The 26,728-nt window shown below is 60.5% G+C and carries 29 protein-coding genes and 1 riboswitch; of the genes, 10 read left to right on the top strand and 19 right to left on the bottom strand.

Annotated elements, in window-relative coordinates; all coding sequences use genetic code 11:
- Window positions 1-204 precede the first annotated feature (204 nt).
- The 3 genes from AC07XF_RS24535 to AC07XF_RS24525 all read left to right on the top strand — a co-directional run bounded on the left by AC07XF_RS24535 (window position 205) and on the right by AC07XF_RS24525 (window position 2,603).
- Window positions 205-429 carry a hypothetical protein gene (locus tag AC07XF_RS24535; RefSeq protein ID WP_007898912.1) on the top strand — a complete coding sequence of 75 codons (225 nt, stop codon included), beginning with the start codon at window positions 205-207 and terminating at the stop codon, window positions 427-429.
- A gap of 273 nt (window positions 430-702) precedes the next feature.
- Window positions 703-1,185, top strand: a complete 483-nt coding sequence (locus AC07XF_RS24530) for a hypothetical protein (RefSeq protein WP_007984504.1) — start codon at window positions 703-705, stop codon at window positions 1,183-1,185.
- A gap of 146 nt (window positions 1,186-1,331) precedes the next feature.
- Entirely contained in the window at window positions 1,332-2,603 is a 1,272-nt protein-coding gene (locus AC07XF_RS24525; protein WP_495028541.1) for an OmpP1/FadL family transporter, read from the top strand.
- Between the two features lie 180 nt (window positions 2,604-2,783).
- Here the strand turns inward: AC07XF_RS24525 and AC07XF_RS24520 are convergent, their stop codons facing one another.
- The 13 genes from AC07XF_RS24520 to cobO all read right to left on the bottom strand — a co-directional run bounded on the left by AC07XF_RS24520 (window position 2,784) and on the right by cobO (window position 14,397).
- Window positions 2,784-3,350 (bottom strand): glutathione peroxidase, encoded by a 567-nt coding sequence (locus AC07XF_RS24520; protein ID WP_495028540.1) that lies wholly within the window; start codon window positions 3,348-3,350, stop codon window positions 2,784-2,786.
- Between the two features lie 175 nt (window positions 3,351-3,525).
- Window positions 3,526-4,734 carry an MFS transporter gene (locus AC07XF_RS24515; protein WP_495028539.1) on the bottom strand — a complete coding sequence of 403 codons (1,209 nt, stop codon included), beginning with the start codon at window positions 4,732-4,734 and terminating at the stop codon, window positions 3,526-3,528.
- Between the two features lie 52 nt (window positions 4,735-4,786).
- Window positions 4,787-5,191, bottom strand: a complete 405-nt coding sequence (locus AC07XF_RS24510; RefSeq protein ID WP_095963918.1) for a MarR family winged helix-turn-helix transcriptional regulator — start codon at window positions 5,189-5,191, stop codon at window positions 4,787-4,789.
- 201 nt (window positions 5,192-5,392) lie between these two features.
- Window positions 5,393-6,124, bottom strand: a complete 732-nt coding sequence (locus AC07XF_RS24505; RefSeq protein WP_495028538.1) for an adenosylcobinamide-GDP ribazoletransferase — start codon at window positions 6,122-6,124, stop codon at window positions 5,393-5,395.
- Between the two features lie 2 nt (window positions 6,125-6,126).
- Entirely contained in the window at window positions 6,127-6,702 is a 576-nt protein-coding gene (gene cobC / locus AC07XF_RS24500; RefSeq protein ID WP_495028537.1) for an alpha-ribazole phosphatase family protein, read from the bottom strand.
- Window positions 6,699-7,754, bottom strand: coding sequence for a nicotinate-nucleotide--dimethylbenzimidazole phosphoribosyltransferase (gene cobT, locus AC07XF_RS24495; protein WP_495028536.1), 1,056 nt, complete (start codon window positions 7,752-7,754; stop codon window positions 6,699-6,701). Before cobT ends, cobC begins: the two co-directional genes overlap by 4 nt.
- A complete protein-coding gene (gene cobU, locus AC07XF_RS24490; protein ID WP_495028535.1) occupies window positions 7,751-8,272 on the bottom strand; it encodes a bifunctional adenosylcobinamide kinase/adenosylcobinamide-phosphate guanylyltransferase in 522 nt (173 codons plus the stop codon). Before cobU ends, cobT begins: the two co-directional genes overlap by 4 nt.
- Window positions 8,273-8,421: 149 nt before the next feature.
- Window positions 8,422-9,873: a cobyric acid synthase gene (locus AC07XF_RS24485; protein WP_495028534.1), complete on the bottom strand. Its 1,452-nt coding sequence runs from the start codon at window positions 9,871-9,873 to the stop codon at window positions 8,422-8,424.
- A complete protein-coding gene (cobD, locus tag AC07XF_RS24480; protein WP_495028533.1) occupies window positions 9,870-10,862 on the bottom strand; it encodes a threonine-phosphate decarboxylase CobD in 993 nt (330 codons plus the stop codon). The genes AC07XF_RS24485 and cobD overlap by 4 nt, the downstream gene beginning before the upstream one ends.
- Entirely contained in the window at window positions 10,855-11,763 is a 909-nt protein-coding gene (gene cbiB, locus AC07XF_RS24475; protein WP_495028532.1) for an adenosylcobinamide-phosphate synthase CbiB, read from the bottom strand. Before cbiB ends, cobD begins: the two co-directional genes overlap by 8 nt.
- Window positions 11,760-12,410: a 5,6-dimethylbenzimidazole synthase gene (gene bluB, locus AC07XF_RS24470; protein WP_495028531.1), complete on the bottom strand. Its 651-nt coding sequence runs from the start codon at window positions 12,408-12,410 to the stop codon at window positions 11,760-11,762. The genes cbiB and bluB overlap by 4 nt, the downstream gene beginning before the upstream one ends.
- Window positions 12,407-13,789: a cobyrinic acid a,c-diamide synthase CobB gene (locus tag AC07XF_RS24465; protein WP_495028530.1), complete on the bottom strand. Its 1,383-nt coding sequence runs from the start codon at window positions 13,787-13,789 to the stop codon at window positions 12,407-12,409. Before AC07XF_RS24465 ends, bluB begins: the two co-directional genes overlap by 4 nt.
- Complete coding sequence (gene cobO, locus AC07XF_RS24460; RefSeq protein ID WP_495028529.1) at window positions 13,786-14,397, bottom strand: cob(I)yrinic acid a,c-diamide adenosyltransferase; 612 nt, start codon at window positions 14,395-14,397, stop codon at window positions 13,786-13,788. The genes AC07XF_RS24465 and cobO overlap by 4 nt, the downstream gene beginning before the upstream one ends.
- 82 nt (window positions 14,398-14,479) lie before the next feature.
- Window positions 14,480-14,713, bottom strand: a riboswitch (cobalamin riboswitch).
- A 153-nt stretch (window positions 14,714-14,866) separates the two neighbouring features.
- Here cobO and AC07XF_RS24455 point away from each other — a divergent pair.
- A complete protein-coding gene (locus AC07XF_RS24455) occupies window positions 14,867-15,451 on the top strand; it encodes a hypothetical protein (protein ID WP_495028528.1) in 585 nt (194 codons plus the stop codon).
- A 66-nt stretch (window positions 15,452-15,517) separates the two neighbouring features.
- The gene (locus AC07XF_RS24450) at window positions 15,518-16,831 is read left to right on the top strand and encodes a PQQ-dependent sugar dehydrogenase (RefSeq protein WP_495028527.1); all 1,314 of its coding nucleotides are present in this window, start codon (window positions 15,518-15,520) and stop codon (window positions 16,829-16,831) included.
- A gap of 118 nt (window positions 16,832-16,949) precedes the next feature.
- Here the strand turns inward: AC07XF_RS24450 and AC07XF_RS24445 are convergent, their stop codons facing one another.
- The 6 genes from AC07XF_RS24445 to AC07XF_RS24420 form a co-directional block, all read right to left on the bottom strand.
- Window positions 16,950-17,612, bottom strand: coding sequence for an O-methyltransferase (locus AC07XF_RS24445; protein ID WP_495028526.1), 663 nt, complete (start codon window positions 17,610-17,612; stop codon window positions 16,950-16,952).
- 18 nt (window positions 17,613-17,630) lie between these two features.
- Window positions 17,631-18,167 carry a C40 family peptidase gene (locus tag AC07XF_RS24440; RefSeq protein WP_116263101.1) on the bottom strand — a complete coding sequence of 179 codons (537 nt, stop codon included), beginning with the start codon at window positions 18,165-18,167 and terminating at the stop codon, window positions 17,631-17,633.
- Window positions 18,168-18,333: 166 nt separating this feature from the next.
- The gene (locus AC07XF_RS24435) at window positions 18,334-18,966 is read right to left on the bottom strand and encodes a C40 family peptidase (RefSeq protein WP_495028525.1); all 633 of its coding nucleotides are present in this window, start codon (window positions 18,964-18,966) and stop codon (window positions 18,334-18,336) included.
- Between the two features lie 223 nt (window positions 18,967-19,189).
- Window positions 19,190-19,894, bottom strand: coding sequence for a DnaA regulatory inactivator Hda (gene hda / locus AC07XF_RS24430; protein WP_007998108.1), 705 nt, complete (start codon window positions 19,892-19,894; stop codon window positions 19,190-19,192).
- 230 nt (window positions 19,895-20,124) lie between these two features.
- A complete protein-coding gene (locus AC07XF_RS24425) occupies window positions 20,125-21,198 on the bottom strand; it encodes an AI-2E family transporter (protein WP_495028524.1) in 1,074 nt (357 codons plus the stop codon).
- 36 nt (window positions 21,199-21,234) lie between these two features.
- Entirely contained in the window at window positions 21,235-22,287 is a 1,053-nt protein-coding gene (locus AC07XF_RS24420; protein ID WP_495028523.1) for a DUF2066 domain-containing protein, read from the bottom strand.
- Between the two features lie 386 nt (window positions 22,288-22,673).
- Here AC07XF_RS24420 and purM point away from each other — a divergent pair, with 386 nt between their 5' ends.
- From purM to AC07XF_RS24395, 5 genes are all read left to right on the top strand, one after another.
- Complete coding sequence (purM, locus tag AC07XF_RS24415) at window positions 22,674-23,732, top strand: phosphoribosylformylglycinamidine cyclo-ligase (protein WP_008049708.1); 1,059 nt, start codon at window positions 22,674-22,676, stop codon at window positions 23,730-23,732.
- Window positions 23,732-24,382: a phosphoribosylglycinamide formyltransferase gene (gene purN / locus AC07XF_RS24410; protein ID WP_495028522.1), complete on the top strand. Its 651-nt coding sequence runs from the start codon at window positions 23,732-23,734 to the stop codon at window positions 24,380-24,382. Before purM ends, purN begins: the two co-directional genes overlap by 1 nt.
- 8 nt (window positions 24,383-24,390) lie before the next feature.
- Window positions 24,391-25,104, top strand: a complete 714-nt coding sequence (locus tag AC07XF_RS24405; protein WP_495028521.1) for a DUF3108 domain-containing protein — start codon at window positions 24,391-24,393, stop codon at window positions 25,102-25,104.
- Between the two features lie 200 nt (window positions 25,105-25,304).
- Window positions 25,305-25,721 (top strand): OsmC family protein, encoded by a 417-nt coding sequence (locus tag AC07XF_RS24400; protein WP_495028520.1) that lies wholly within the window; start codon window positions 25,305-25,307, stop codon window positions 25,719-25,721.
- Window positions 25,722-25,783: 62 nt separating this feature from the next.
- Window positions 25,784-26,644, top strand: a complete 861-nt coding sequence (locus AC07XF_RS24395) for a pirin family protein (RefSeq protein WP_495028519.1) — start codon at window positions 25,784-25,786, stop codon at window positions 26,642-26,644.
- Window positions 26,645-26,728: the final 84 nt, after the last annotated feature.

Below are 26,728 nucleotides of genomic sequence, written 5' to 3'. Positions count from 1 at the left end.
CCCGGGCCCAGAACCTTTGCCCTTGATGTGTTGCCTGCCCTCCTAAGTACCTACCTGCCAGCCCAAGCGCGCCAACTTATCAGCGCTTCAAACTGGCTGCTTTGTTCCAGTCGGGTTCTTCGTTCGATCAATGGTGATCGACGTTACTGGAACGTTTTAACGTTGCACGGTTCTTATCCGTGTCATTTGTAGGAACACCCAATAATGTCTACTCAAATCCACACTCAGGATGCCATTCGCACCCTAACCAACGCTTTTGCACCAATGAACTGCCTGATCATGGCCGCTCGCAAAGGCTGCTTCAGCTTCACTCTGGTCAACGAACACGGTATCGCTCGTCACAGCGAACGCCTGTACCCCGATCAATACTCCAGCGCCGAGCCGCTGCAGGCCGTGATCGAGCGTACCCGTCAGGCACTGGTTGCCTGAAACGCCAGAAAGGCTGGAAACCCGAAAGCCCTGCCCGAAAAGCAGGGCTTTTTATTGCCCGATGTTTCCCTCCCCTCGAACCACGACTAAGCACGATCCGATATAACGGTTATAACTGGTCGCTGGAAATATTTTAAAAACAGACCTTTACAGCGCGAATATGACACTACACTTCAACTCAAGCGGCTTGACCCGCTTGCGGCGAGCCTGAGTCGATTCACTGCTGCCAAGCCCCTTCAGGTATCGCCGTCCAATTCAGGTTTCGAGGGTTTTATGGGTATCGCTGCCAGCGAACTGTGCCGCTATGTGATTCGTCCGACATTGATCTACCTCGGACGCCATAGCGCTACTGCCGAATCCCTGCTGCTGGGCATTGCCGCCAGCCAGTCCGCCCTTGGTTCCGCCCTGCATGACCGCCGTGGGCACGGCCTGTACCGCATCGCCGAGCCCCGCCACCAAGCCCTTTGGGACCATTACCTGGCCCTTGATCCGGAGCGTGCAAGCCTGGTCCGCGGCCTGGCCAGTCAGCATGCGTTTCTGAGTGGCCCGCACCTCGAATTGACCGTCAACCTGCGTTACGCCACGGCCATCGCCTGGCTGCTGGTGGAAGAACAGAATACCCCCCTCCCCGCCCCTGATGATTTGTTGGGTATGGCCAGAATCTGGCGCCAGACATTTCAGCCCCAGGGACGTCTGCGTGATTTCACCTGCGCCTGGCAAACCTGTGTTTCACCGCTGAATCAGGTAGCCTGCTGACCCCCCTGGATCCAAAGATCGCGCAACACGCCGCGAATCTGGTCGGATTGTCCTACAAAACCGCTCTAAATCAAGCCATACAGGCTATGGCGCCGGGACGAAAATGTTGGTAATTTTCGCCCCGGTGATCACCAGGAGTTCTAATAATGAAAAAAGTAATGCTCAAAACCACCCTTAGCCTCGCCGTTGCCATGGCATCCACCCAGATTTTCGCAAGTGGCTTTGCCCTCAACGAACAGAGCATCAGTGGAATGGGGACTGGTTTTGCGGGACGCTCTTCATCTGCTGATGATGCAAGCACTGTTTTTGGCAACCCTGCCGGCATGTCGCGAATCAAGCGCCAGGAAGTCACTGGCGGGATCGCAGCTATCGATGCCTCGACTGATATCAAAGACGCCCAAGGCGCCCACCCGGGTACCAACAAAGGCGACATGGTGCCATTCACAGCCGTTCCGATGGGCTATTACGTCAAGCCGATTGATGATCACTGGGCATTCGGCCTCGGTGTCTACGCACCTTTTGGTCTGATTACCGACTATGAAAATGGCTTCCAGGGTGCCGGTTTCGGCAGCAAGAGTGAAGTCAAGGTTGTCACCTTCCAGCCTACCGTCAGCTACGCCTTTAACGACAAAGTATCGATTGGTTTCGGCCCGACCATCAACCGCATTGGCGGCACTCTGGAGTCGGATGTACCTCTTTTTGGCGATACCCACGTCAAAATCAAAGGGGATGATGTCGCTCTTGGCTACAACTTCGGGGTCCTGGTACAAGCAACAGACACCACTCGTGTCGGCCTGACCTATCACTCGAAAGTGAAATACAAGATTGAAGGTCATACCGATATCACCGCAGGCGCAAATTCACCTTCCGCCTTCCTGAAAAGCAATCGATACGATGCTTCGCTGAAAATCGAAACACCTGAATCTGTCGACTTCTCCGTGACACAACAGCTGACGGATGCGTGGACCCTTTATGCAGGTTCCACCTGGACTCGCTGGAGCCGTTTGAAAGACATCACCGTCAACAACGACGGCGTAACGGCAGCACAAGGCGGTGCATTGTCTCCGGCCCTGTTTGGCACCATTACGGAAGAGCAGAACTGGCACAATACCTGGGCCTACGCCATCGGTACCTCCTACCAGCTGAATAAGCAGTGGGTATTGCGCACCGGCCTGAGCTTTGACCAGTCGCCTACCAACAATACCGACCGATCCCCTCGTATTCCTACAGGTGACCGCACAATCTTCAGCCTTGGCGCCGGCTACAACGTCACCGATGATCTGACCATCGACGTCGCCTACTCCTACCTGAAGGAAGAAGCTGTCAAGGTGGATCGCTCCAACCTGGTAGACAGTTACAGCGCCAAGTACGAAAACAGCGCCAACGGTTTCGGTGTCGGTGCGACCTACCGCTTCTGATGATTCCCGGCGAGCCTGAACCGCTCGCCATTGGAATCAAAAAAGCCCCGCTCTCCTCACGGAGGCGGGGCTTTTCATTTGTAGGAGCGAGCCTGCTCGCGATGGACGCGAACGATGACGCGTGCTTTCAGGATGTACGAGGCGTCTTGAGGTTTTCGCGAGCAGGCTCGCTCCTGCAGGTCAGGGGGTCGAAACCAGCGGTGGCGAAGCCAGGGCTTTTTCTACCGCGGCGATGAACTCGGGATCATCCGGTTTGGTCAGGCTGGAGAAACTGGCGATCACCTCGCCTTGGCGATCCACCACGTACTTGTAGAAATTCCACTTCGGCGCGCTGGCTTGACTGGCGAGGACCTTGAACAAGTGCGTCGCCTCTTCGCCACGAACCTTTTGCGGATCGGTCATGGTGAAGGTCACGCCATAGTTGACGTAGCAGACCTTGGCGGTCTCGGCGCCATCCTTTGACTCCTGCTTGAAGTCGTTGGACGGAACACCGATCACCTCCAGCCCTTGACCCTTGAAGCGCTGGTTCAACGCCTCAAGGCTTTTGAACTGCGGAGCAAAGCCACAGAAACTTGCGGTATTGACCACCACCAACGGTTTGCCAGCGAAACGCTGGCACAAATCGATGGATTCCTTGGCATGCAACTTGGGCAAAGAGCCTTGCAAAAGATCGGGGCAATCTGCCGCTTGAGCCAACCCGGTGAACGCGACCAGTAACACAGGAACTGCAAGCCAGCGCATCAACATGTCTGGACATCCTAGAGAAATCGTCAGGATTCGACGTTACTCGCCCCGCCATCCCCCTAGCAAGTCCCCATGCCCAACTGCAAAAGCGCCAGCCCACCCTGATGCCAGCCCCACCACGTCAAGGCAAGCAGCAAGGCGAAGACAGCGAAAATCGTGATACGAGGCCAGAGACTGTTCATGTCGCACTCATTTGTGTTTGCAGGCGCGCCACCGGCCGCTCACGCACCGGCCAGTTCAGGGCGGCTGCCAACAGGCTGAGGAGAATCGCAACCTGCCAGATCAAGTCATAGTTGCCGGTACGATCGTACACCACGCCACCCAACCAGCCACCCAGGAACGAACCGAGTTGGTGAAACAGGAAAACAATCCCACCGAGCATGGACAGGTTTCGCACACCAAACAAGGTCGCCACCGTGCCGTTGGTCAACGGCACCGTCGACAGCCACAGAAAGCCCATGGCCATGCCGAACAGGTAGGCCGTCGTTGTCGTCACCGGCGCCCACAGGAACAACGCAATGACCACCGCCCGCAACAGGTACAAACCGGTGAGCAGACGTGGCTTGGACATGCGCCCGCCGAGCCATCCAGCGGTATAGGTGCCGAAAATGTTGAACAGGCCGATCAGTGCCAGCACCGTGGTGCCGACCGTCGCCGGAAGATGCTGATCCACCAGATAGGCCGGCAAATGCACACCGATGAACACCACCTGGAACCCGCAAACAAAAAAGCCGAACGCCAGCAGCCAGAATCCGGAATGGGAGCAGGCTTCGCGCAGCGCTTCGCCAAGGGTTTGTTCGTGGCCCATGACGGGCAGCGGCTTGTCCTTGAGCATGCTCACCAGCGGCACGATCAACGCCACCAGCAAGCCCAGCGCCAGCAGCGCCGCGGACCAGCCAAGCCATCCGATCAAACCGAGTGTGCCGGGCAACATCGCGAACTGGCCGAACGAACCGGCAGCACTGGCGATCCCCATGCCCATGCTGCGTTTTTCCGGCGGTACTGCGCGGCCAACCACCCCCAGAATCACCGAGAACGACGTACCGGACAGCCCGATACCGATCAGCAGGCCGGCACTCAGGGACAGGGTCATCGCCGAGTCGGAGAGCCCCATGCAAATCAGCCCGGCCGCGTACAGGACGCCACCGATCAGCACCACTTTCGCCGCGCCGAAGCGATCGGCCAGCGCGCCAGTGAATGGCTGAGCGAGGCCCCAGATCAGGTTCTGCAAGGCGATGGCGAAGGCAAAGACTTCACGGCCCCAGCCGAACTCGGCGCTCATCGGCGCCAGAAACAGCCCGAAGCCATGTCGAACGCCCAGAGACAACGCAAGGATCAGCGCACTCCCCAACAGAACCCAGCCGCATGTACGCCACATCGATGTCATTGTTGTTCTCCGGTAGCGGGTATATACCCGCTTAAGATCGAAAAAACCGGCATCACGCCAGTTCGTCCAGCAGCTTCAATAGGGTTTCGCGCTTCTCGGCGCCCAGACGATCGATCAAGCGCTGCTGAGCGGCTTCCCAGGCCGGCAAGGCAGCCTTCAGGCGCTCTGCCCCGGCCTCGGTCAACAGGACGATGCGGTTGCGCATGTCCTCACCCTCGACCAGGGTCACCAGGCCTTCACCCTCCAGCACCCGCAAATTGCGTCCCAAGGTGCTGCGATCCAGACCCATGGCCTCGGCCAGGGTTGAGATGCTCGGCTGATCCAGGCGCTGCAGATTGCACAGCAAAGAATACTGCGCAACGTTGATCCCGAAGCCGTCGAGAGCGCCGTCGTAATGCCTGCTGACGCCACGGGCGGCGCGACGCAGGTTGATGCATAAACATTGGGAATCGAGCATGGTGCGTGTATATACCCGTGAGTGTGTTAAATCAAGTTACATAGTTTTTTCAGTGACTGAGCGGCGCCTGGTAGACCGCCATCGCGGGCAAGCCCGCTCCCACAGAGACTTTCGGTGTGTTCACTGTTTTGTTAACAAAACAGAAACCCTGTGGGAGCGGGCTTGCTCGCGAAGAGGCCAGAACATTCACCACTACGGCGTTCAGACTAATGCCAATCCAACCAACACCCCTACCTCCAGCAACTCCAGCATTGCCCCTGCCGTATCGCCCGTCGCTCCACCGAGCCGCCGCAGCATCACCTGCCGTAGCCAGGCAAACCCAAGAACCGCCAACACCACCGCCAGCGCCCCGCTGACGCCCGCGATCAATACACAGACCAATGCACTGACCGCCAACACCTGCTTGCCCGCCGAACGCGGAAGATGATCGGCCAATGCCTGACCCAGGCCACCGGCACGCACATAGGGCGTAGTCAGGAACAAGCCGAGCAATGCGCTGCGACCGATCAACGGTACGATGATCAATGCCAGCGAATGCGGTTGCTCGATCAACGCCAGCAGCGCGGTGAACTTGAGCAACAACACCAGTACCAGCGTCACCACGGCGATCGGCCCGCTACGCGGGTCTTTCATGATGGTCAGGGTGCGTTCACGATCGCCAAACCCACCGAGCCAGGCATCGGCGCTGTCGGCCAGGCCATCCAGATGCAGCCCGCCGCTGAGCAACACCCAAACGCAGAGCAGTAACGCCGCGTGCAGCAACGTCGGCGCGCCAAGCAGCAGCCAGTTGAATACCCACAGAATGGCGCCAAACAATAATCCCACCAGCGGATAAAACAGCAGCGACCGCCCCAGCGCCTGAGGCTCAGGCATACCGGGCAGGCGAACCGGCAGACTGCTTAGAAATTGCAGGGCGATCCAGAATGGCAGCATGGTCAGCGCATTTCCTTCAACAAGCCAGCAGGTTCCACGGTCAGCGAAAACAGCGCACCATGCCCGACCTCAACGTTGAGCAGTTGCTCTCGCGGCAACCCGCGAGCTTGTGCAAGCAACAGGCGCATCACCCCGCCGTGGCTGATCAGCAGAATGCGCTCACCGGCACAGGTCGCGTGCAAACGCTCCAGCGCTGCCAGCACCCGCGCCGAAAACGCTGTAACCGGCTCACCCTGAGGCGGCGTGAACGAATAAGGATCGGCCCAGAACAACCCCAGGGCCTGCGCGTCGGTTTCCATCAACGCCGCCGCGCTCTGCCCCTCCCAGGCACCGAAATGCAACTCTTGCAGGTCGTTATCCAGTTGCACTGGCACACCCAATTGCGCACCGAGTTCCTCGGCAAACCGCGCACAACGCTGCAACGGTGAACTGACCAGCCGATCCCATGGCCCCTGGCCGACCACGGCGGCACGCATCTGCGCCCAGCCCGTGTCGGTCAACGCATCGTCGATACTGCCACGCAACCCGCCGCCGAATTCGGTTTCACCGTGACGCAACAGATCCACGCGCAGGGTCATGCCGGACGATCTGCCACGGCGGCTTCGGCGAAGGTCGCCATTTGCCCGTGCAGGTCGCACGCCAGACGCAACAGTGGCACAGCCAATGCCGCGCCACTGCCTTCACCAAGCCGCAGACCAAGATCGAGCAAGGGTTGCGCATTCAGGGTTTCCAGCACATGACGGTGCCCCGGCTCGGCGCCGCGATGTCCGAACAACAGCCACTGCCGACACTCGGGATTCAAGCGCACCGCAACCAGCGCCGCGACACTGCAAATGAAGCCGTCCACCAGCACCGCGACACCTTCCTGGGCACAGGCGAGATAGGCACCGACCAGCGCGGCGATCTCGAAGCCACCGAGGTTGAACAGGGTCTGCAAAGCATCGCCACGCTGCGCATCATGCAATGCCAGGGCGCGCTCGATCACTTGGGCCTTGTGGCTGACACCTTCGGCGTTGAGCCCAGTACCAGGCCCGGTCAAATGGCCCACCGGGCAATCGAGCAGCGCGCACGCCAAAGCGCTGGCAGCTGTGGTGTTACCGATGCCCATTTCGCCACCGACAAACAACTGCGCACCCGTGGCGATTGCCCGTCGCACGCTGTCACGTCCGGCTTGCAAGGCGAGTTGCCCCTGGGCCCCGGTCATTGCCGGCCCCTGTACAAAATTGGCCGTGCCCGGGCCGATGTTCAGGTGGCGCACGCCCGGCAGGTTCAACGACGGCGTCACCGTGCCAAGGTCAACCACCTCCAGGGAAGCACCCAGTTGCCGCGCCAATACGCTGATCGCCGCACCACCGCTGACGAAGTTGTGCAACATCTGCCCGGTCACTTCCTGGGGAAACGCCGACACGCCCTCGGCGACGACGCCATGGTCGCCGGCAAAAATCGCGATCCACACCTGCTCCAGACTCGGCTTGACCCGCCCCTGCAAACCCGCCAGTTGCACCGCCACCGATTCCAGCTGACCGAGGGAGCCGGCCGGTTTGGTCAGTTGCTGTTGCCGCGCCTGCGCCTGTTCGACCACTTGGGTATCGACCGGCTTGCACGGGTTCAGCCACCAGGATTGAGTCATAACGCAGTTCCTTTCAGAGTCAGGGGCAGGCCGGCGACGGTCAGGACGACACGCTGACAGCGCTCAGCCAGAGCTTGATGCAGCCAACCGGCTTCATCGACATAGCGGCGAGTCAATTCGCCCAGCGGCACGACGCCCATTCCGGTTTCGTTGCTGACAAAAATGATTTCACCCGGCAACGACGCCAGGCATTCGAGCAGAGCATCTCGCTCGGCCTGCAGGCGCCCGGCATCGTCGAGCATCAGCAGATTGGTCAGCCACAGGGTCAGGCAATCCACCAGCAGGCAATGATCGGTGCGGGCGGATTCGCGCAGCACCCGGGCCAGTTCGACGGGCTCTTCGATCAATGCCCATTCGGCAGGACGACGGGCGCGGTGATGGGCCACCCGTTCGCTCATTTCTCCGTCCAGTGGCTGGCTGGTGGCGATGTAGGTCACGGCCAGAGCGCTATCGATGGCGAGTTTTTCCGCCAGGCGACTCTTGCCGGAGCGAGCGCCGCCGAGGATCAGTTGGAGCATGGTTGTTTCCTTGAAATCTTTGGTGAGGCTGCTGGCCCCTTCGCGGGCAAGCCCGCTCCTACAGTTGATCTGCGTCGATCATAAATATTGGGTACACCTCATATCCCTGTAGGAGCGGGCTTGCCCGCGAAGGGGCCATGACAGTCACCTCATACCCCACAGAGTTGCCGCAACAGCCCGGTATCCAGATGCTTCTCCACCAGATCCGCCAACCGCTCGATATCACGCTCACGCAAGGCGTGGTAATCCACAGCCTGTACCTCCTGCAAGCCGGCCCAGCGCAGCAACGCGCTGCACGCCGCCGGCGATTCGAACAGCCCGTGCAGGTAGGTGCCGAAAATCTGTCCGTCAGCACTTTGCGCACCATCACAGCGGCCGTCATCCAGTTGCACGGCGGCGTTTTCCAGCGCCGGCCCGGAGGTCACGCCAGCATGAATTTCGTAGCCTGATACCGGCGCATCTTCCAGCGCCAGGCGACCACGCACATTGCGCAGCTGCTTCTCTTGTTCGAGTTGGGTCTGGAACGCCAGCAGGCCCAGACCGGCGCTGGAACCCGGTGCACCTTCGAGGCCCAGCGGGTCATGCACGTGCTCGCCGAGCATCTGCAGGCCGCCACAGATCCCCAGCAGTTTTCCGCCATAACGCAGATGCCGGGCGATGGCGGTTTCCCAGCCGTTGGCCCGCAGGTGCGCGAGGTCGCTGCGCACACTTTTCGAGCCAGGAAGAATGATCAGGTCGGCGGGCGGAATCGCCTGGCCGGGGCCGATGAATTGCAGGTCTACTTGCGGATGCAGGCGCAGCGGATCGAAATCGGTGTGATTGCTGATGCGCGGCAGAACTGGCACCAGCACTTTCAGCACCTGTTCGGCTTTATCGATCTGGCGTTGATCGATACCGTCCTCCGCCTCCAGGTGCAAGTCCATCACGTACGGCAGCACGCCGATCACCGGTTTTCCGGTGCGCTCTTCAAGCCAGTCGAGACCGGGTTGCAGCAACGCGATGTCGCCACGAAAACGATTGATGACAAACCCTTTGACCCGCGCCTGTTCACTCGGCGACAGCAGTTCGAGGGTGCCCACCAGGTGGGCGAAAACCCCGCCGCGATTGATATCGGCGATCAGCACCACCGGACAATCCACCGCTTCGGCAAAGCCCATGTTGGCGATGTCGCCGGCCCGCAAGTTGATTTCCGCCGGAGAGCCCGCGCCCTCGACCATCACCAGCGGATACGCCGCGCTCAAGCGCTCGTGGGAGGCCAGCACCGCTTGCATGGCGATGGTTTTGTAATCGTGATAGGCGACGGCGTTCATGGTCGTGACAGCGCGGCCATGGATAATTACTTGGGCACCGGTGTCACTGTTGGGCTTGAGCAACACCGGGTTCATGTCGGTGTGCGGTTCGAGGTGCGCGGCCTGAGCCTGTACCGCCTGGGCGCGGCCAATCTCGCCACCGTCGGCGGTCACCGCACTGTTGAGGGCCATGTTCTGTGGCTTGAACGGCACCACCCTGATGCCCTGACGTGTAACCCAACGGCACAGCGCAGTCACCAGCGTACTTTTACCGGCATCCGAAGTGGTGCCCTGCACCATCAGCGTGGTCATTGGTTTTCCTTGGCGAAATCTTCGAACGCCTGCGTCAGTCGCACCCAGGCGATTTCATCACCGGGCAAGCCGAATCGCAGGCTGCTGTTGTGCGTGAACAACCGCAGGAGAATGCCGCGCCGGGCCATGAATTCATGCAGTTCTTCGGCGCGTTCGGTGATCAGCCACTGGAACAGCGCGCAACCGCCTTCGGGCTTGAAGCCGTGTTGCTCCAGCAATGACGCCAGGCGCTCGCTGGCCGCTTCGGTGCGTACCCGTTGCCGCGTCTGCCCTTCGGTATCGCGCAGACAGGCCTGGCCCACTACCCGGGTTGACCCGCTCACAGCCCACGGCCCCACTTGCTCAGCCAGCAGCTTGAGCAACTTGCGCTCGGCCAGCACAAACCCCAGGCGCACACCGGCCAGGCCGAAAAACTTGCCGAAGGAGCGCAAAACGATCAATCCGACTTGATGGGCAAACGGCGCCAGGCTCAGTTGCGGCGTGTTATCCATGAACGCTTCGTCCACGACCAGCCAGCCACCGCGCTGGGCCAGCCGCGCGTGCCAGTCGAGCAGGCGACTGGGCGTCAGGCTCAGGCCCGTGGGGTTATTCGGATTGACCACCACCAGCACGTCGAGACTGTCGATAAAGAAGTCGACTTCATGCTCCAGCACTTCGCGCACGATGTAGCCGTCGCGACGCCACGCCTCGGCGTGCTCGGCATAACACGGCGACAGCACGCCGACCTTGCCTGCCCGACGCAATCGCGGCAGCAGTTGAATCGCCATTTGCGAGCCGGCCACCGGCAATGCCTGCAAGGTGCCGTAATAATCGCAGGCGGCCTGTTCCAGACCATCGTCCGCCTCCGGCAAACGGGCCCAGGCCCGCAGCGGAATCTCCGGCACCGGGAATGGCCAGGGCGCAAGGCCCGTCGACAGGTCCAGCCAGTCGGCTTCATCTATGCCGTATTCGAGCGCTGCCTTGCGCAATCGCCCACCGTGCTCAAGCATAAAATTCGGCCCCCATGCAGAGAATCAGCAGCCATAACCATACCCCGCGCTGGACCAATTGCCAGCCCCGGTCTATGGAGTCGGCATCCGCCGGCACGCCTTCGCCCAACTGCGGACGCTGGTGCAGTTCGCCGTGATAAATCGCCGCCCCGCCCAATTCGACGCCAAGGGCACCCGCCCCTGCCGCCATCACCGGGCCGGCGTTCGGGCTGTCCCAGGTCGGCCCCTGGGTGCGCCAGCATTTCAACGCCAGACGGGTTTTGCCCAGCAGTGCGTAAGTCAGTGCCACCAGACGCGCAGGAATGTAATTGAGGACGTCGTCGATCTTCGCCGCCGCCCAGCCAAACCGTTCGAATCGCTCGTTGCGATAGCCCCACATCGCGTCCAGCGTATTGCTCAGGCGGTAGAGCACCACGCCCGGCGCGCCAGCCACGGCAAACCAGAACAACGCCGCGAACACTGCATCGCTGCCGTTTTCCAGTACCGACTCGGTCGCGGCACGGGCGACTTCAGTTTCATCCAGTTCGCTGGTCTGGCGGCTGACCAGATAGCCCACGCGCGTGCGCGCCGCTTCCAGATCATTACCACGCAGGGCCTTGGCCACAGGCGTGACGTGTTCGCCGAGGCTGCGCATGCCGAGGGCGCAATAGAGCGCGAGAATCTCGACGATCCAGCCGACATAAGGCGCCCAGGAAAATGCCGTGACCAACAGCGTCAGCGGCAACACGGCAATCACCCACGCAGTGACGCCATGGCTGCGCCAGCCTCGACCGCCACCGTTGAAACGTTGCTCGATGCGATCGGCAAAACGGCCGAACGCCACCAGCGGATGCCAGCGCCTGGGTTCACCCAGCAGCGCATCCAGCGCCACCGCGGCGACACTCAACAACGCCACACTCATTGACTCACTCCCCAATAGTTTTCATACAGCAATTCCTGCAGCGGACGCGCCTGCGCCCAGCCTTCGAGTACCAGCATCGGCGCCGGATAAAATTCCCTCACCGGCCCCAGGCACAGCACAGCCAGCGGTTTGGCTCCGGGTGGCAACTCCAACAAATCGGCCAGGGCTTGCGGTTCGAACAGCGACACCCAGCCCATGCCCAGACCTTCCGCGCGGGACGCCAGCCACAGGTTCTGGATCGCACAGGACAGCGAAGCCATGTCCATTTCCGGCAAGGTGCGGCGGCCGAAGATATGCCGCTCGCGGTCGTCCATCAGTGCGGCGACCAATACCTCGGCGCAATCGCTGATGCCTTCAACCTTGAGCTTCATGAACTCATCGCTGCGCTCGCCAAGGGCTTCGGCGGTGCGAATGCGCTCTTCTTCCACCAGGGCCTGGATTTGCCCACGCAAGGCGCGATCGCTGATGCGGATGAAGCGCCAAGGCTGCATCAGGCCCACGCTCGGCGCCTGATGCGCAGCCTCGAGCAGGCGCCGAAGCAACTCGGGCTCGATCGTACCGCCGCTGAAGTGGCGCATGTCGCGGCGTTCGGCGATGGCGCGGTAGACCGCTGCGCGCTCGACTTCGGAGAATGCGTTGTCGGTCATGGCCTCTTCGCGGGCAAGCCCGCTCCTACAGGGGGTTGGTGATCCATTGTAGGAGCTGGCTTGCCAGCGAAGGCGGCCTCAAGGCTCGGCGCAAACAGCGCGGCAATCGCCGAGGGATTGGACGGAAAATAAAAGTGCACGTAAGAGGCGGTCATCCGCCCTTCACGGTAAACCGCCTCCGCTCCACGCCCGCCGTTAGGGCTCATGCCACGGGCAATCGGCGCCAGTTCAGTGCTGGTCAGAGAATGGTGATAGGTGTGCCCGCGCAGCGAACCTTCCGGCAGTTCCACCGCTTGCAACGCCAGCGCCGCCAGACGCTTTTGCATGACCGCATCACCGGCTAGCAAGCCAACCAGTTCGGCACGAGTGCCCTCGACATCGGTCAGGGAGTCGAGCAGATACAACATGCCGCCACACTCGGCGAGCAACGGTTTGCCGGCGGCGTGGTGCGCGCGAATCGCATCGAGCATCGCAGTGTTTTGCGCCAGTGCAACATGGTGCAGTTCCGGGTAACCACCCGGCAGATACAGGCTGTCCGCCTCCGGCAACGCACTGTCGCGGATCGGCGAGAAGAACGACAACTCGGCGCCCATCGCTCGCAGCAAATCCAGGCTCGCGCCGTAGGTGAACGCAAAGGCCTCATCACGGGCGACGGCAATGCGCACGCCGGCCAGCAGCGGTTCGGCTGCGATGACATCAGGTGCGGCGAACTCGACCGCCGGTGGCAGCGCGACTTCGCAACTGCTGGCCAGGGCATCGGCTGCCGCATCGAGGCGCAGGTCGAGATCGTTCAACTCACTGGCCTGAACCAGGCCAAGGTGCCGGCTCGGCAATTCGATCCCGGTTTCCCGGGACAGCGCGCCGTACCAGCGCAATCCTTCAGTCAGGCTGCCTTCGAGCAGTTGCGCGTGGCGCAGCGTGCCGACACGATTGGCCAGCACGCCGGCGAATGGCAAGTCCGGCTGATAACGCGCCAGCCCCAGGGCCAATGCGCCAAAAGTCTGGGCCATGGCGGTGCCATCGATTACACCCAGCACCGGCACACCGAAATGCCGCGCCAGATCGGCGCTCGACGGCGTACCGTCGAACAGCCCCATGACGCCTTCGATCAGGATCAGGTCGGCTTCAGCGGCGGCTTCCCACAACAGTCGACGACTCTCCTGCTCGCCAACCATCCACATGTCCAGTTGATATACCGGCGCACCGCTGGCACGTTCGAGGATCATCGGATCGAGAAAGTCCGGACCGCACTTGAACACGCGAACCTTGCGCCCCTGATTGCGATGCAATCGGGCCAGCGCTGCGGTGACGGTGGTCTTGCCCTGGCCGGAGGCCGGTGCGGCAATCAGTACCGCCGGGCAATGACGAGGCGTGTTCACAGCTCGACGCCTTTCTGCGCTTTGATCCCGGCTTGAAAGGCGTGCTTGATCATGCCCATTTCAGTGACGGTGTCGGCCATCTCGATCATTTCCGGCTTGGCGGCACGCCCGGTGACCACCACGTGTTGCATCGGCGGTCGGGCCTGCAAGTCGCTGAGCACCTGGTCGAGATCGAGGTAGCCGTGCTTGAGGGCGATGTTCAGCTCATCCAGCACCACCAGACCGATGGACGGATCGCGCAGCAGCTCCTGCGACACTGCCCAGGCGGCTTCGGCGGCGGCGATGTCGCGCTGACGATCCTGGGTTTCCCAGGTAAAACCTTCGCCCATCACGTGAAAGCGCACCTGCTCGGGAAAGCGTCGGAAGAACAACTCTTCGCCGGTACTGTTGCGGCCCTTGATGAACTGCACCACGCCACATTGCATGCCGTGACCCAAGGCGCGGGCGAGCATGCCAAAAGCCGAACTGCTCTTGCCTTTGCCGTTGCCGGTCAGCACCAGCAACAGGCCGCATTCGTTCGGGGAATTGGCAATGCGCTCGTCGATCACGGCTTTTTTGCGCTGCATGCGCGCCAGGTGGCGTTCGTCACGATCGGGGGTATCAGTCATGGGGGAGCTCTCCGTTGAGGCTGGAATAACGGCGGGCAGGCACAACAATAGAAGGCAAAAAGCCTGGCATCGCCCACCGTGATGCCGCTGGATGAATCAGGCCGGTCTCCGGGCTCATGAGTGGCCGCGGGGCCAGACTGTGCGCCTTCCCGCATCAAACCGACACAGTGGCACCAGACACAGTTTTCACTCATTTACCGTTGCGGGGGCAGCGCCGGAATTGCAGGCCTTCGACTTGAAGAAGAACTCACTCACCGGCTTCCCTGTTTCACTCTGTCGACCCAAGCCACAGAGCACCTGAAACAAGCCGCGAAGGTTAGAGGGTTGGGGGTGGAGCGTCAATTAAAGCCGGGAGGCCACCTGCCGAATAACTGCTGTCAATCAATAAACTGACGCCAATCTTGTGCCACGCTCTCAGCAGTGATATCAAAGAGCCACAACCTCACAACACAATAACAAGGGTGAGCCCATGCAAGGCATGATCATCAGCAATCCAAATCTGGAATTCCTGCGCCCGGTGCTCGAGCGCTGGTTCGAATGCATCGACCGCTATAACGCCGTCCGCGGTGATGGCGACACACCGTACTGGCACGACGAAAAAGCCAATCTCGGACTGCTGTCTGCCGCCGCCTGGATGGCCGAGATGGTCACGTTGCAACAGACGCCAACCCGCAAACAGACCGAAGAAGGCGAACGCAACAGCCGCGCCGACCTGTTCCTCGCCTCGCCCGAAACCCGCGCCTACATCCAGACCAGCCAGCGCTGGCCACGGGTCAACAGTCTCAACCTGACCCAGGCCCTGCTCGATATCGCCAGCGACGCGAAGCGAGTGAGCCATGCCAGTGACCTGAAGCTCGGCTGCCTGTTCGTCGCACCGCAAAAAGCCCAGCAAGGCGCCACGCCGGAAGAACTCCAGGACATGGTCGACGACCTGCAAAAGGAACACACCTGCGCTGTGGCCTGGTATTTCCCTTACGCCTATCGCAAGTTGCGCAACGAAGCCGGCAACTATCACCCTGGCATTGCAGTGCTGTTCAAGGAAGCACGCGGCTAAGGGTTGAACCATCGGACGACAACGCTCCTCTATGATTAGAACAAGGCATTCATAGGGAACACCAGCATGCGCACGCCCCCGCTCGTTCTCGTTATCGCGCTCAGCGGAGGGCTCGCCGCTTGTGGCGAGACCTCCAGGCTGCAAGTCTCCGACGGCACCGGCCCGTCACCTCAACTACCAGAACCCAACAAGACCCTGGTTCCGACCGTGAACATTGCACCTGCCATTGGCTGGCCGGAGGGTGCGAAGCCCATCGCCGCCAATGGCACCCAAGTGGCCGTTTTTGCCGAAGACCTGGATCACCCGCGCTGGCTTTATGTGCTGCCCAATGGCGATGTGCTGGTGGCGGAAACCGCCGCACCACCCAAACCCGAAGACAGCAATGGCATTCGCGGTTGGGTCATGAAGAACGTCATGGGGCGTGCCGGATCTACCGTGCCCAGCCCGAACCGCATCACGTTGCTACGGGACAAGGATCACGACGGCATCGCGGAAACCCGAACCGTGTTTCTGGAAAACCTCAACTCGCCGTTTGGTATGACACTGGTCGGCAAAGATCTGTACGTTGCCGATACTGATCGCTTGTTGCGATTCCACTATGAAACCGGCGACACGGCGATCAAGTCGCACCCCGTCAAAGTGGTCGATTTGCCCGGCGGCCCGCTGAACCACCACTGGACCAAAAACGTCATCGCCAGCAAGGACGGCAGCAAGCTCTACGTCACCGTGGGCTCCAACAGCAACGTCGCCGAAAACGGCATGGACAAGGAAGAAGGTCGTGCAGCGATCTGGGAAGTGGATCGTGCCACCGGCCAGCACCGGATCTTCGCCTCCGGCCTGCGCAACCCCAACGGCATGGCGTGGGAACCGCACAGCGGCGCGCTGTGGACCGCGGTCAACGAACGGGACGAAATTGGCAGCGACCTGGTACCGGACTACATCACCTCGGTGAAGGACGGCGGGTTCTATGGCTGGCCGTTCAGTTACTACGGGCAGCATGTCGACATACGCGTCGAGCCGCAAAACCCGGACCTGGTGGCCAAGGCCATTGCCCCAGACTACGCGCTCGGCCCGCACACAGCATCCCTGGGCCTGACCTTCGCCGAAAACAGCAAGCTGCCGGCGCCTTTCACTCAAGGGGCATTCATCGGTCAGCACGGCTCATGGAACCGCAAACCCCACAGTGGCTACAAAGTGATTTTCGTGCCGTTCAGCACCGGCAAACCGGTGGGAAAACCGGTTGACGTGCTCACCGGCTTCCTCAACGACAAGGAACAAGCGATGGGTCGCCCGGTAGGCGTGGTGATCGACCAACAAGGCGACCTGCTGGTGGCCGATGATGTGGGGAACAAGGTGTGGCGGGTGTCGCCGGTAAAATAAATTCCAACTGCCAACATATCCCCCTGTGGGAGCGGGCTTGCTCGCGAAGGCGCCATAACATTCAACATCAATGTTGACTGACAATCAGCTTTCGCGAGCAAGCCCGCTCCCACAGGGTTCAGCGTTTGCGACAGAGAGTGAGCCCATCACCCAACGGCAACAACGACAAATCCACCCGCGCATCGTCTTTCAAGGCCCGGTTGAGCGCCTGGATCGCTCGGGTGTCCGCACTCTCGGGACTGACCTCAAGTACGCGCCCGCTCCATAGCGTGTTATCGAACACCGCCAGCCCACCGACCCGCAGCAAACGCAGGGCGTGTTCCAGATAACCCGGGTAGTTGGCCTTGTCGGCATCGATGAACACCAGATCGAACGGTTCGCCCTGCCCTTGTCGCTCAAGCTCGGCCAGGGTTTCCAGTGCCGGCGCCAGGCGCAGGTCAATCCGCCCGGCGAGCCCTGCTTCTTGCCAGTACCGCCGCGCGATGGCGTTGTAGTCGCCGGGGATATCACAGCAAATCAGCGAACCGTCAGCGGGTAATGCCGCCGCCATGCACAGCGCGCTGTAACCGGTAAAGGTGCCGACTTCGAGCAAGCGCCTGGCCCCCGTCAGCTTCACCAACAAGGCGAGAAACTGCCCCTGCTCAGGCGCCACCTGCCAACGCGCCATCGGCAGCGCCTGGGTCTCATCGCGCAAGCGCTTGAGCAGTGGCGTTTCGCGCAGCGACACATCGAGTAGGTATTGGTACAGGGCGTCGTCGAGATTGAGCGTGCGAGCAGTCATGACCACCAGCTCCGGAAGTTACGGATTGCGCGCCAAATGTTCGGGCTGCAGAACACGTTTTGCGCTCAGATAAGCCTTTTGCCAATACGCTTTGGACAGGCTATCGAGTTTCACGGTGCCGCCGGTGGCTGGCGCGTGGACGAAACGCCCTTCCCCCACGTAGATCCCGGCATGACTGACCTGGGAACCGCCATTGGTGGCGAAGAAAATCAGGTCCCCGGTTTGCAGGCCTTCCTTGCCCACGTTCGCCGCTTGCATGGAGATCATCTCGCGAGTGGTGCGCGGCAAGGAAATACCGGCGACGTCACGGTACACGTAAGCGATCAAACCGCTGCAATCAAATCCGGAATCCGGCGTGTTGCCACCCCAGCGATAAGGTGTACCCACCAGACCGAGCGCGCGAAACAGCACGTCTTCCGCCTCGGGCGAAAAAGCTTGTGAGGAGCCAAATACGATGGGAGCGCGAACCACCGGCGCAGGAGGCGGTGTGCGGCTGGCGCAGGCACTGAGCAGCGCGGCGAAGAACATGATTGCGAGGCGGGCCGACGTCGTCATAAGCAGAGCATCCTGATCTGGCTGCGGCTTTTTTCTGCCGGGAGTGCAGAAAAGAAAACCGCCTGCGCGTGACGCAGGCGGTTTGCCATCATTAATACATCAGGATTCTAGCGGCTATGCGGCAAACTTCAAGTAAGACTTTAAGTTCGCCTTACAAACTGTCTGCTTATTTACGTGCAGTGACGATTGGCGAGGCGTTAGGCGCCATCGCCAGGGCACGCTTGGCTTCGATGAAGGTTTTGCTCCAGTAGCTGTCGCCCAGGCTATCGATCCGCACACCACCGCTACGGCGGCTGCTGGAGTGGATGAACTGGTTGTCACCCAGGTAGATCCCGGCGTGACTGACGCGGCCGCGACGGCCATTGGTTGCGAAGAACAGCAGGTCACCCGGTTCCAGCTTGCTGCGCGAGACCAGCGGAGCATCCACGTTGATCATTTCGCGGGTGGAGCGCGGCAGATTCATGCCCGCTTCTTCGCGGAACAGGTAGCCGATGAAACCGCTGCAATCGAAGCCGGCTTCGGAAGTACCGCCGAAACGGTAACGGGTACCGATCAGGGACATGCCACGTTCGAGGATGCTGTCGGCCAGGACCGGAAGCTGGTAGGACTTGCCACCGGCGAAGTCTGCGAGCTCTTTTTCGGTAGCCAGTTCTTCCTGGTAAAGAGCGGAAGATTGGGCAGTAACGGAGTTTTGAACCTGTTGTTGCTGCGCTTGCTGGGACACTGGAGTGTGGGCAGCGCAACCGAACAACAGGGTAACGAGTGCGAGAGGCACGAGGGGTGCGAAGCGATTTAGCATGGGCACGACCGTGGCTGAAAGTTGTAAAGAAGCCGAGACTATGCCCGCTATCAACCTCATTTGCAAATTCAATCGATGTTTTTGTGACTTCCCGGTTTCTCGTTTACATCTAAGCGCTTAAGCCCATTTTGAACAGACACGCAGCCTGCAACCGTGCAGGAAAGCGTGCTTTCTGGCGCCTGAAATATGCCAAAACCCGTCAGCACCCCGGTTTAAGCGGGTTCTACCAGCCCAGGGTTTCTTTCAAAAACGGGATTGTCAGCTTGCGCTGAGCCTGAAGGGAGGCCTGATCGAGACGCTCTAGCAGCTCGAACAACGCACTCATGCTGCGGGTACCGCGAGTCAAAATGAAATGCCCGACTTCGTCGGTCAGGTGTAGACCACGACGCGAAGCGCGCAATTGCAGGGCACGCAATTTGTCCTCATCGGAAAGCGGACGCATCTGGAAGATCAACGCCAGGGTCAGGCGGGATTTGAGATCCGCCAGCTTCACCGGTAACTCGCGAGGGGATGTCGACGCGGCAATCAGCAATCGTCGGCCGCTGTCGCGCAAGCGATTGAACAGATGGAACAGCGCCTCTTCCCAATCCGCTCGCCCGGCAACCACTTGCAAATCATCCAGGCAGACCAGTTCGTACTGCTCGAGGTTGTCGAGGATTTCGGTACCGCGATCGAGCAACTCGGCCAACGGCAGGTACACCGCCGGCTCACCCAACTGTTCAAAACGCAAGCAAGCGGCCTGCAACAGGTGCGTGCGCCCTACCCCGTCTTTGCCCCAGAGGTAAATCAGGCTCTCGGTCCACCCGGCGTCGGCTTCGCACAGCCGCTCGACATAGCCGAGTGCAGCGGCATTGGCGCCTGGGTAGTAGTTGATAAAGGTGGCGTCGTCACGCAGACGCACACCTAGGGGCAGCTGAATCGGTTTCATGCTGACTGAACAGTTCCAAAGGAACCGTTAGTGGCCTCTGTGTAAAGTTTGCGAAGTTTATACCCGTGAAGCGGACCGCACAATGCGACAGACCACAAGCAAAATCAAAGGTTTGCGTTAATGCACTGGTTTTGTGACAGTTTCTTTGGCGGTGCATGTGACTGTCGCGTGAAACAAGCAGGCTGACTTGGCACAAACCCTGGCAGCCCGCCATCGCCAATCGACGCCCCTTACAGCTCCGGCTCGTCGCCCCCCCCGTAAATTTCAGAATCCTTATACAAATCATGCACATGACGCACCAGCACCATGATCACCGCCGCGACCGGCAACGCCAGTAACACACCAGTAAAGCCAAACAGCTCACCACCCGCCAGAATCGAGAAAATCACCGCCACCGGGTGCAGGCCAATCCGGTCACCGACCAGCAACGGCGTCAGTACCATACCCTCCAGTGCCTGGCCGACCATGAACACCGCGACAATGCCGAGCATCGGGTAAAGATCACCGCCAAACTGGAACAACCCCGCAATCAGCGCCGCGCCAATGCCGATGATAAACCCCATGTACGGCACGATCGCCGCCAGACCGGCAATCAGGCCAATCAACAGGCCCAGCTCCAACCCGACCAGCATCAGGCCTGCCGCGTAGATCACACCCAAGGCCACCATCACCAGCAACTGCCCGCGAACGAACGCGCCGAGCACTTCATGGCATTCACCTGCCAGCAATACCGCGCGCTCTTCACGATCGCGGGGCAGCAGGCTGCGGATCTTGGCCATCATCAAATCCCAATCCCGCAACAGGTAGAAACTCACCACCGGAATCAACACCAGATTCGCCAACCAGCCAATCAACGCAAGCCCCGAGGCAGTGGCATGGCTCAGCACCACGCTGACAACATCGGTGGTCTGACTCATATGCTCGCTGATGGCTGCCTTGAGCTTGTCGAACTTCCAGAAACCGTCCGACAAACCGAACTTCGATTGCGCCCAAGGCAACGCCGTGTGCTGTAGCCAGTCGAGCATCTGCGGGGCCAGCTCATACAAACGAAACAACTGCCTGGCGAGCAGCGGCACCAATACCAACAACAGCGCGGTGAGGATCAACGTAAATAGCGTAAACACCGCCACTACACCCCAGGTTCGAGACAAGCCTGCCTTCTCCAGTCGATCCACCAGCGGGTCGAACAGATAGGCCAACAACAGCGCCACCAGGAACGGCGTCAGGATCGGATGCAACAACCAGACAAATGCACAAAGCAGGACCAACCCGCCGAGCCAGAACCAACGCCGCGTATCGGCCATGAACCACTCCATTGCTTCTATATAAAGAAAGAAAAACTACCAGCGAAAACGCAGTTGCGGGGTTGGGGCCGGCGCTGCGGCAGGCACCGAACCGCCGGTGGCAGGCTGAACGGGTGCTGCCGGGGCCGGTGCTTGACCCGCCGGTGTTTCCTGGAGCCGCGCCAGCGACAGTTGTGCACGCAGCTGATCGACGCTGCCATTGACGCGATAGAGAATCCGGTCGCCCTCGACACTTTGCACGCGCCCGCCAAATGGCTCCAGTAAACGCCCGAGCGACGCATAGTGCTCAAGATTCATGCCTTGCACTTCCAGCAATTGCTCACTCGAAGCACCGGGCCTGGCGACAAACCGCGGCGCCAGGCGCTCGCTGACCGCCAGCATCACCGCATCGGCCACGGCGGCCTGATCGGCGCCCTGTACAGTGCCGGCCTCTTTCTGATCACCCAGCCACAGGCGCCACTTGGCCTGCCATTGCCCGCCCTCTTCCTGGGCGTGTACCGCGAGCAAGGCGTCGGCGCTGTAGCGTTCCGATGCAGCATGCAAAGGCGCGGGATCTGCACCTTCCAGATTTGGCGCGGTGGCGACGATCTGTTCATTCAGGTCCGCCAATGGCAGGCGCAATGGCAAGCCACGGTGCTGGGCAGCCCGACGCAGCGGCGCCGCGCTGGCCTGGCCGTCGCCCACCAGGCTTGAACCCTCGGTGGAATCATTCAACCACCAGCCGAGGATCGACGGCCGATTGGCCCCCCACATGGCCAGGCCGGCGCGGCGCAAGGCCTGCTCGGTCGTGCCCGGATCGAAATCGACTTTCAGCACTTCCGGCGGCCCGGCATCAAAGCCGTATTGGCTGATGATCTGTTGCGGGTCTTTGCGAACCGCTGCCAGCCCGGGGTTTTGTGCCGCCTTCGGGTCACCGGTCAGGCGCAACACCAACGTATCCAGCGCCCGTTGAGTCGCCTGATCGCGCTCCTCTGGCGACTGGCCATTCACCGGCTCGCGCACCTGGTAAAGGCCTTTGACGGTTTCGGCGTGACTGACCAGGCTGACTAATGACAAACAACCCACAAACAAGAATTTACAAAAACGCATGGAGGATTCCTGACGACAAGAGCGGCTGGAACAGACCGCATGAAGACGATCGAGCAAGGCTGTGACCATTGCCCGACGCAAAACATTCACACGTCCCGGGTAAGTTTTCGCACTGTCATAACGATAGACGGTTAATCGCGATACCTTATACAGCCATGCAGGATGCCACCGACACCGCGCATTAACGGTTTTTTTTGAACGGATATGGCCCTGCTGTCGGCCTGAGGATGGCCGCTGCGGCTCAAGCCTGATAAAATCGCGCGCCTTCGCAGACCGGCAACAGCCGGGTAGTGTCCGAATAGCGCGCATGGTTCTCGCCTACGCAGTTTCGGCGTTCCCGATGGACTCGGTCGTTACCCAGAAATCCCCCCCTAAAGGCCTGGATCATGAGCAAGCAACCCTCCCTGAGCTACAAGGACGCCGGTGTAGACATCGACGCCGGTGAAGCATTGGTCGAACGCATCAAGAGCGTCGCCAAGCGCACTGCGCGCCCGGAAGTCATGGGCGGCCTGGGCGGTTTCGGCGCCCTCTGCGAAATCCCGGCCGGCTACAAGCAGCCTGTGCTGGTTTCCGGCACTGACGGCGTCGGCACCAAGCTGCGCCTGGCACTGAACCTGAACAAGCACGACAGCATCGGCATCGACCTGGTTGCCATGTGCGTCAACGACCTGGTGGTGTGTGGCGCCGAGCCGCTGTTCTTCCTCGACTACTACGCCACCGGCAAACTCAACGTCGACACCGCTGCCCAGGTTGTGACCGGCATCGGCGCTGGCTGCGAACTGTCGGGTTGCTCGCTGGTCGGCGGCGAAACCGCTGAAATGCCGGGCATGTACGAAGGCGAAGACTACGACCTGGCCGGCTTCTGCGTCGGCGTCGTGGAAAAATCCGAAATCATCGACGGTTCCAAGGTTGCTGCCGGCGATGCCCTGCTCGCCCTGCCGTCTTCCGGCCCGCACTCCAACGGCTACTCGCTGATCCGCAAGATCATCGAAGTGTCCGGCGCCGATATCGAAAACACCCAACTCGACGGCAAGCCGCTGACCGACCTGCTGATGGCCCCGACCCGTATCTACGTGAAGCCGCTGCTCAAGCTGATCAAGGAAACCGGCGCTGTCAAAGCCATGGCCCACATCACCGGTGGCGGCCTGCTGGACAACATCCCGCGCGTTCTGCCAAAAGGCGCGCAGGCTGTGGTTGACGTGGCCAGCTGGAACCGCCCGGCCGTATTCGACTGGCTGCAAGAAAAAGGCAACGTTGACGAGAACGAAATGCACCGGGTGCTGAACTGCGGCGTGGGCATGGTCATCTGCGTGGCTCAAGAGCACGTTGAAGCGGCCCTGAACGTTCTGCGCGAAGCGGGCGAACAGCCTTGGGTCATCGGCCAGATCTCCACCGCTGCCGAAGGCGCGGCTCAGGTTGAACTGAAGAACCTCAAGGCTCACTGATGCCTAAGACCTGTAATGTCGTGGTGCTGTTGTCCGGCACCGGCAGTAACTTGCAGGCCCTGATCGACAGCACGCGGACCGGCGACAGCCCGGTCCGCATCGCTGCGGTGATTTCCAACCGCGCCGACGCCTACGGCCTGCAACGCGCCAGGGACGCGGGTATCGACACCCGCACCCTGGATCACAAGGCTTTCGAAGGTCGCGAGGCCTTCGACGCCGCGCTGATCGAACTGATCGACGCCTTCAACCCCAAACTCGTGGTACTGGCCGGATTCATGCGTATTCTCAGCGCTGATTTCGTACGCCACTATCAGGGTCGCCTGCTCAATATCCATCCCTCGCTGCTACCCAAATACAAAGGGTTACACACTCATCAGCGCGCGCTGGAGGCTGGCGACACCGAGCACGGCTGCTCCGTGCACTTCGTCACCGAGGAACTCGATGGCGGACCACTGGTCGTACAGGCTGTAATACCGGTAGAGTTACAGGATTCGCCGGAGAGTCTGGCTCAGCGGGTCCATGTTCAGGAACACCTGATCTACCCGATGGCCGTCCGCTGGTTTGCCGAAGGTCGTCTGGCCCTCGGCGAGCAAGGTGCTTTACTGGATGGACAGTTACTCGCGGCCAGCGGCCACTTGATTCGAAACTAGGAGATTTTATGCGTCGCGCCCTGCTCTTCGCTTGCGCTCTGCTCGCCTTGCCCTTCGCCCAGGCGGCAGAACTTCAACCTTTCTCCGCCAGCTACACCGCCGACTGGAAACAGTTGCCCATGAGTGGCACTGCCGAGCGCAGCCTCGAAAAAACCAGCGACGGCAAATGGAAACTGAGTTTCAAGGCGTCGATGATGATCGCCAGCCTGTCCGAGGAAAGCACCCTGACGCTGGACAAGGACACGCTTCTTCCAGAGTCGTACCACTTTGAACGTGGCGGCTTGGGCAAGGCCAAGAAGTCGGATCTGGACTTCGACTGGAACACCAAAATGATCACCGGCACCGATCGCGGTGACGCCGTCAAGGTTCCGCTGAATCGCGGCATGCTCGACAAATCCAGCTATCAACTGGCCCTGCAGCACGACGTCGCCGCCGGCAAGAAAAGCATGAGTTATCAGGTGGTCGACGGCAGCGAGGTCGACATCTATGACTTCCGCGTGCTGGGCGCTGAAAAGGTCGACACCAAGGCCGGCAAGATCGATGCGATCAAGGTTGAACGTGTACGCGACCCAACACAAAACAAACGCATCACCGTGATGTGGTTCGCCAAGGACTGGGATTACCTGCTGGTCCGCCTGCAACAGGTCGAAACCGACGGCAAGGAGTACAACATCATGCTCCTGGACGGCACGGTCAATGGCAAGACCGTCAAAGGCAGCTGATCCGGATCGACACCTGTAGGAGCAAGCTTGCTCGCGATGGACTTTAACGATGACTCGCCCTTGCGGATACACGCAGTGCCAGTGAGATCATCGCGAGCAAGCTCGCTCCTTCAGATTGGAACACCCGACAAGCGCGAAGGCTCTATACCTTCAAGGTCTTTTTTGATCGAATGAAATTCCTGCCGCCTGCGAGGTTTGCCATGACCGTAACCGTCAACACTGTCTCTGCCGAAGGTTTGCGCCACAGCGTACAAATCGATGACCACGAACTCTTCGCCGACGTGCCCGTCACGGCGGGCGGTGAAGGCTCGGCGCCGGAACCGCACGATTATTTCGATGCCGCTCTCGGCGCCTGCAAGGCCCTGACCCTGAAGCTGTATGCCAGGAAGAAGGACATCCCGTTGACCGGTGTCGGCGTCGAGGTCAAGCGCGATAACAGCCAGGAACAGAAAGGCCAATACGTGTTGCACGTCAAACTGACCCTCAAAGGCGTGCTCACCGACGCCCAGCGCGACGAACTGCATCGCGTGGCCGATCGCTGCCCGATCCACAAGCTGATGACCACGTCTGAAGTCAGCATCGAAACTCACTTGTCCGAAGGCGCGTTCAGCCAATAGCGGCAAGGGCTGCGCAAGCGGGTTATGCTCGAATGCATTACCCGCTCAGCCTGGAACGCACCATGAACACTCCGCTCGTGATTCGCCCCCGCACCGAAGATGTCGAAGGTCAGCCAATTCTGCGTGCACTGCCATCCGCCAAGTGCCGCAGCGTCGGGCCATTCGTGTTTTTCGATCACATGCTGGAAACCCGTTATCCGCCGGGCAAAGGCATGAACATCCGCCAGCATCCACACATTGGCCTTTCCACCCTCACTTACTTGTTCGAGGGGCAGATCCAGCACAAGGACAGCCTCGGATCCGATCAAGTGGTCGGGACTGGCGACGTCAGCTGGATGACGGCTGGCAGCGCCATCGCCCACGTGGAACGCACACCTGAGGCCCTGAAAGAACGCGGCTTCACGATGCATGGATTGCAGATCTGGCTGGCCTCGCCCAAGGATAAAGAACAAGGTCCGGGGCATTACAGCCACCATCCGGCTTCCACATTGCCGGTCAGTGAAAACCTGGGGGTGAAGATTCGCATGATTGCCGGGTCGGGTTTTTGTTTGGAATCGCCAGTGCCGGTGCTTTCTCCTACGCTGTACGCCGAATTGCACCTGCAAACAGCGACAACGCTGTTGATCCCCACCGAGCACGAAGAACGTGCGCTGTATGTGTTGAGCGGCGAGGTGCAACTGGATGGCGAGTCACTAGAGCCGTATTCGCTGGCGGTACTGCCTGTCGGGGAAGAGATGACCCTGTTTGCTGAAAGCGACAGTCACGTCGTGTTGTTTGGCGGCGCACCACTGGACGGGCCACGGCGGATCAACTGGAATTTCGTCGCGAGCGATCCGGCAGCAATTGATGAAGCACGCCGGCGCTGGGCGGCCGGGGATTGGCCGACGGTGCCGGGGGAAGTTGAGAGGATCGAACTGCCCTGAGATTTTAGTTGCCTGTGGAACCGTCTTCGCGAGCAAGCCCGCTCCCACATTGGAACGCATTCCAATGTGGGAGCGGGCTTGCTC

It is taken from the genome of Pseudomonas sp. GW821-FHT01C01, assembly GCF_059422645.1.
Note: the sequence above shows the minus strand (reverse complement) of the source record. Positions and strands in the feature narration are given on the sequence as shown.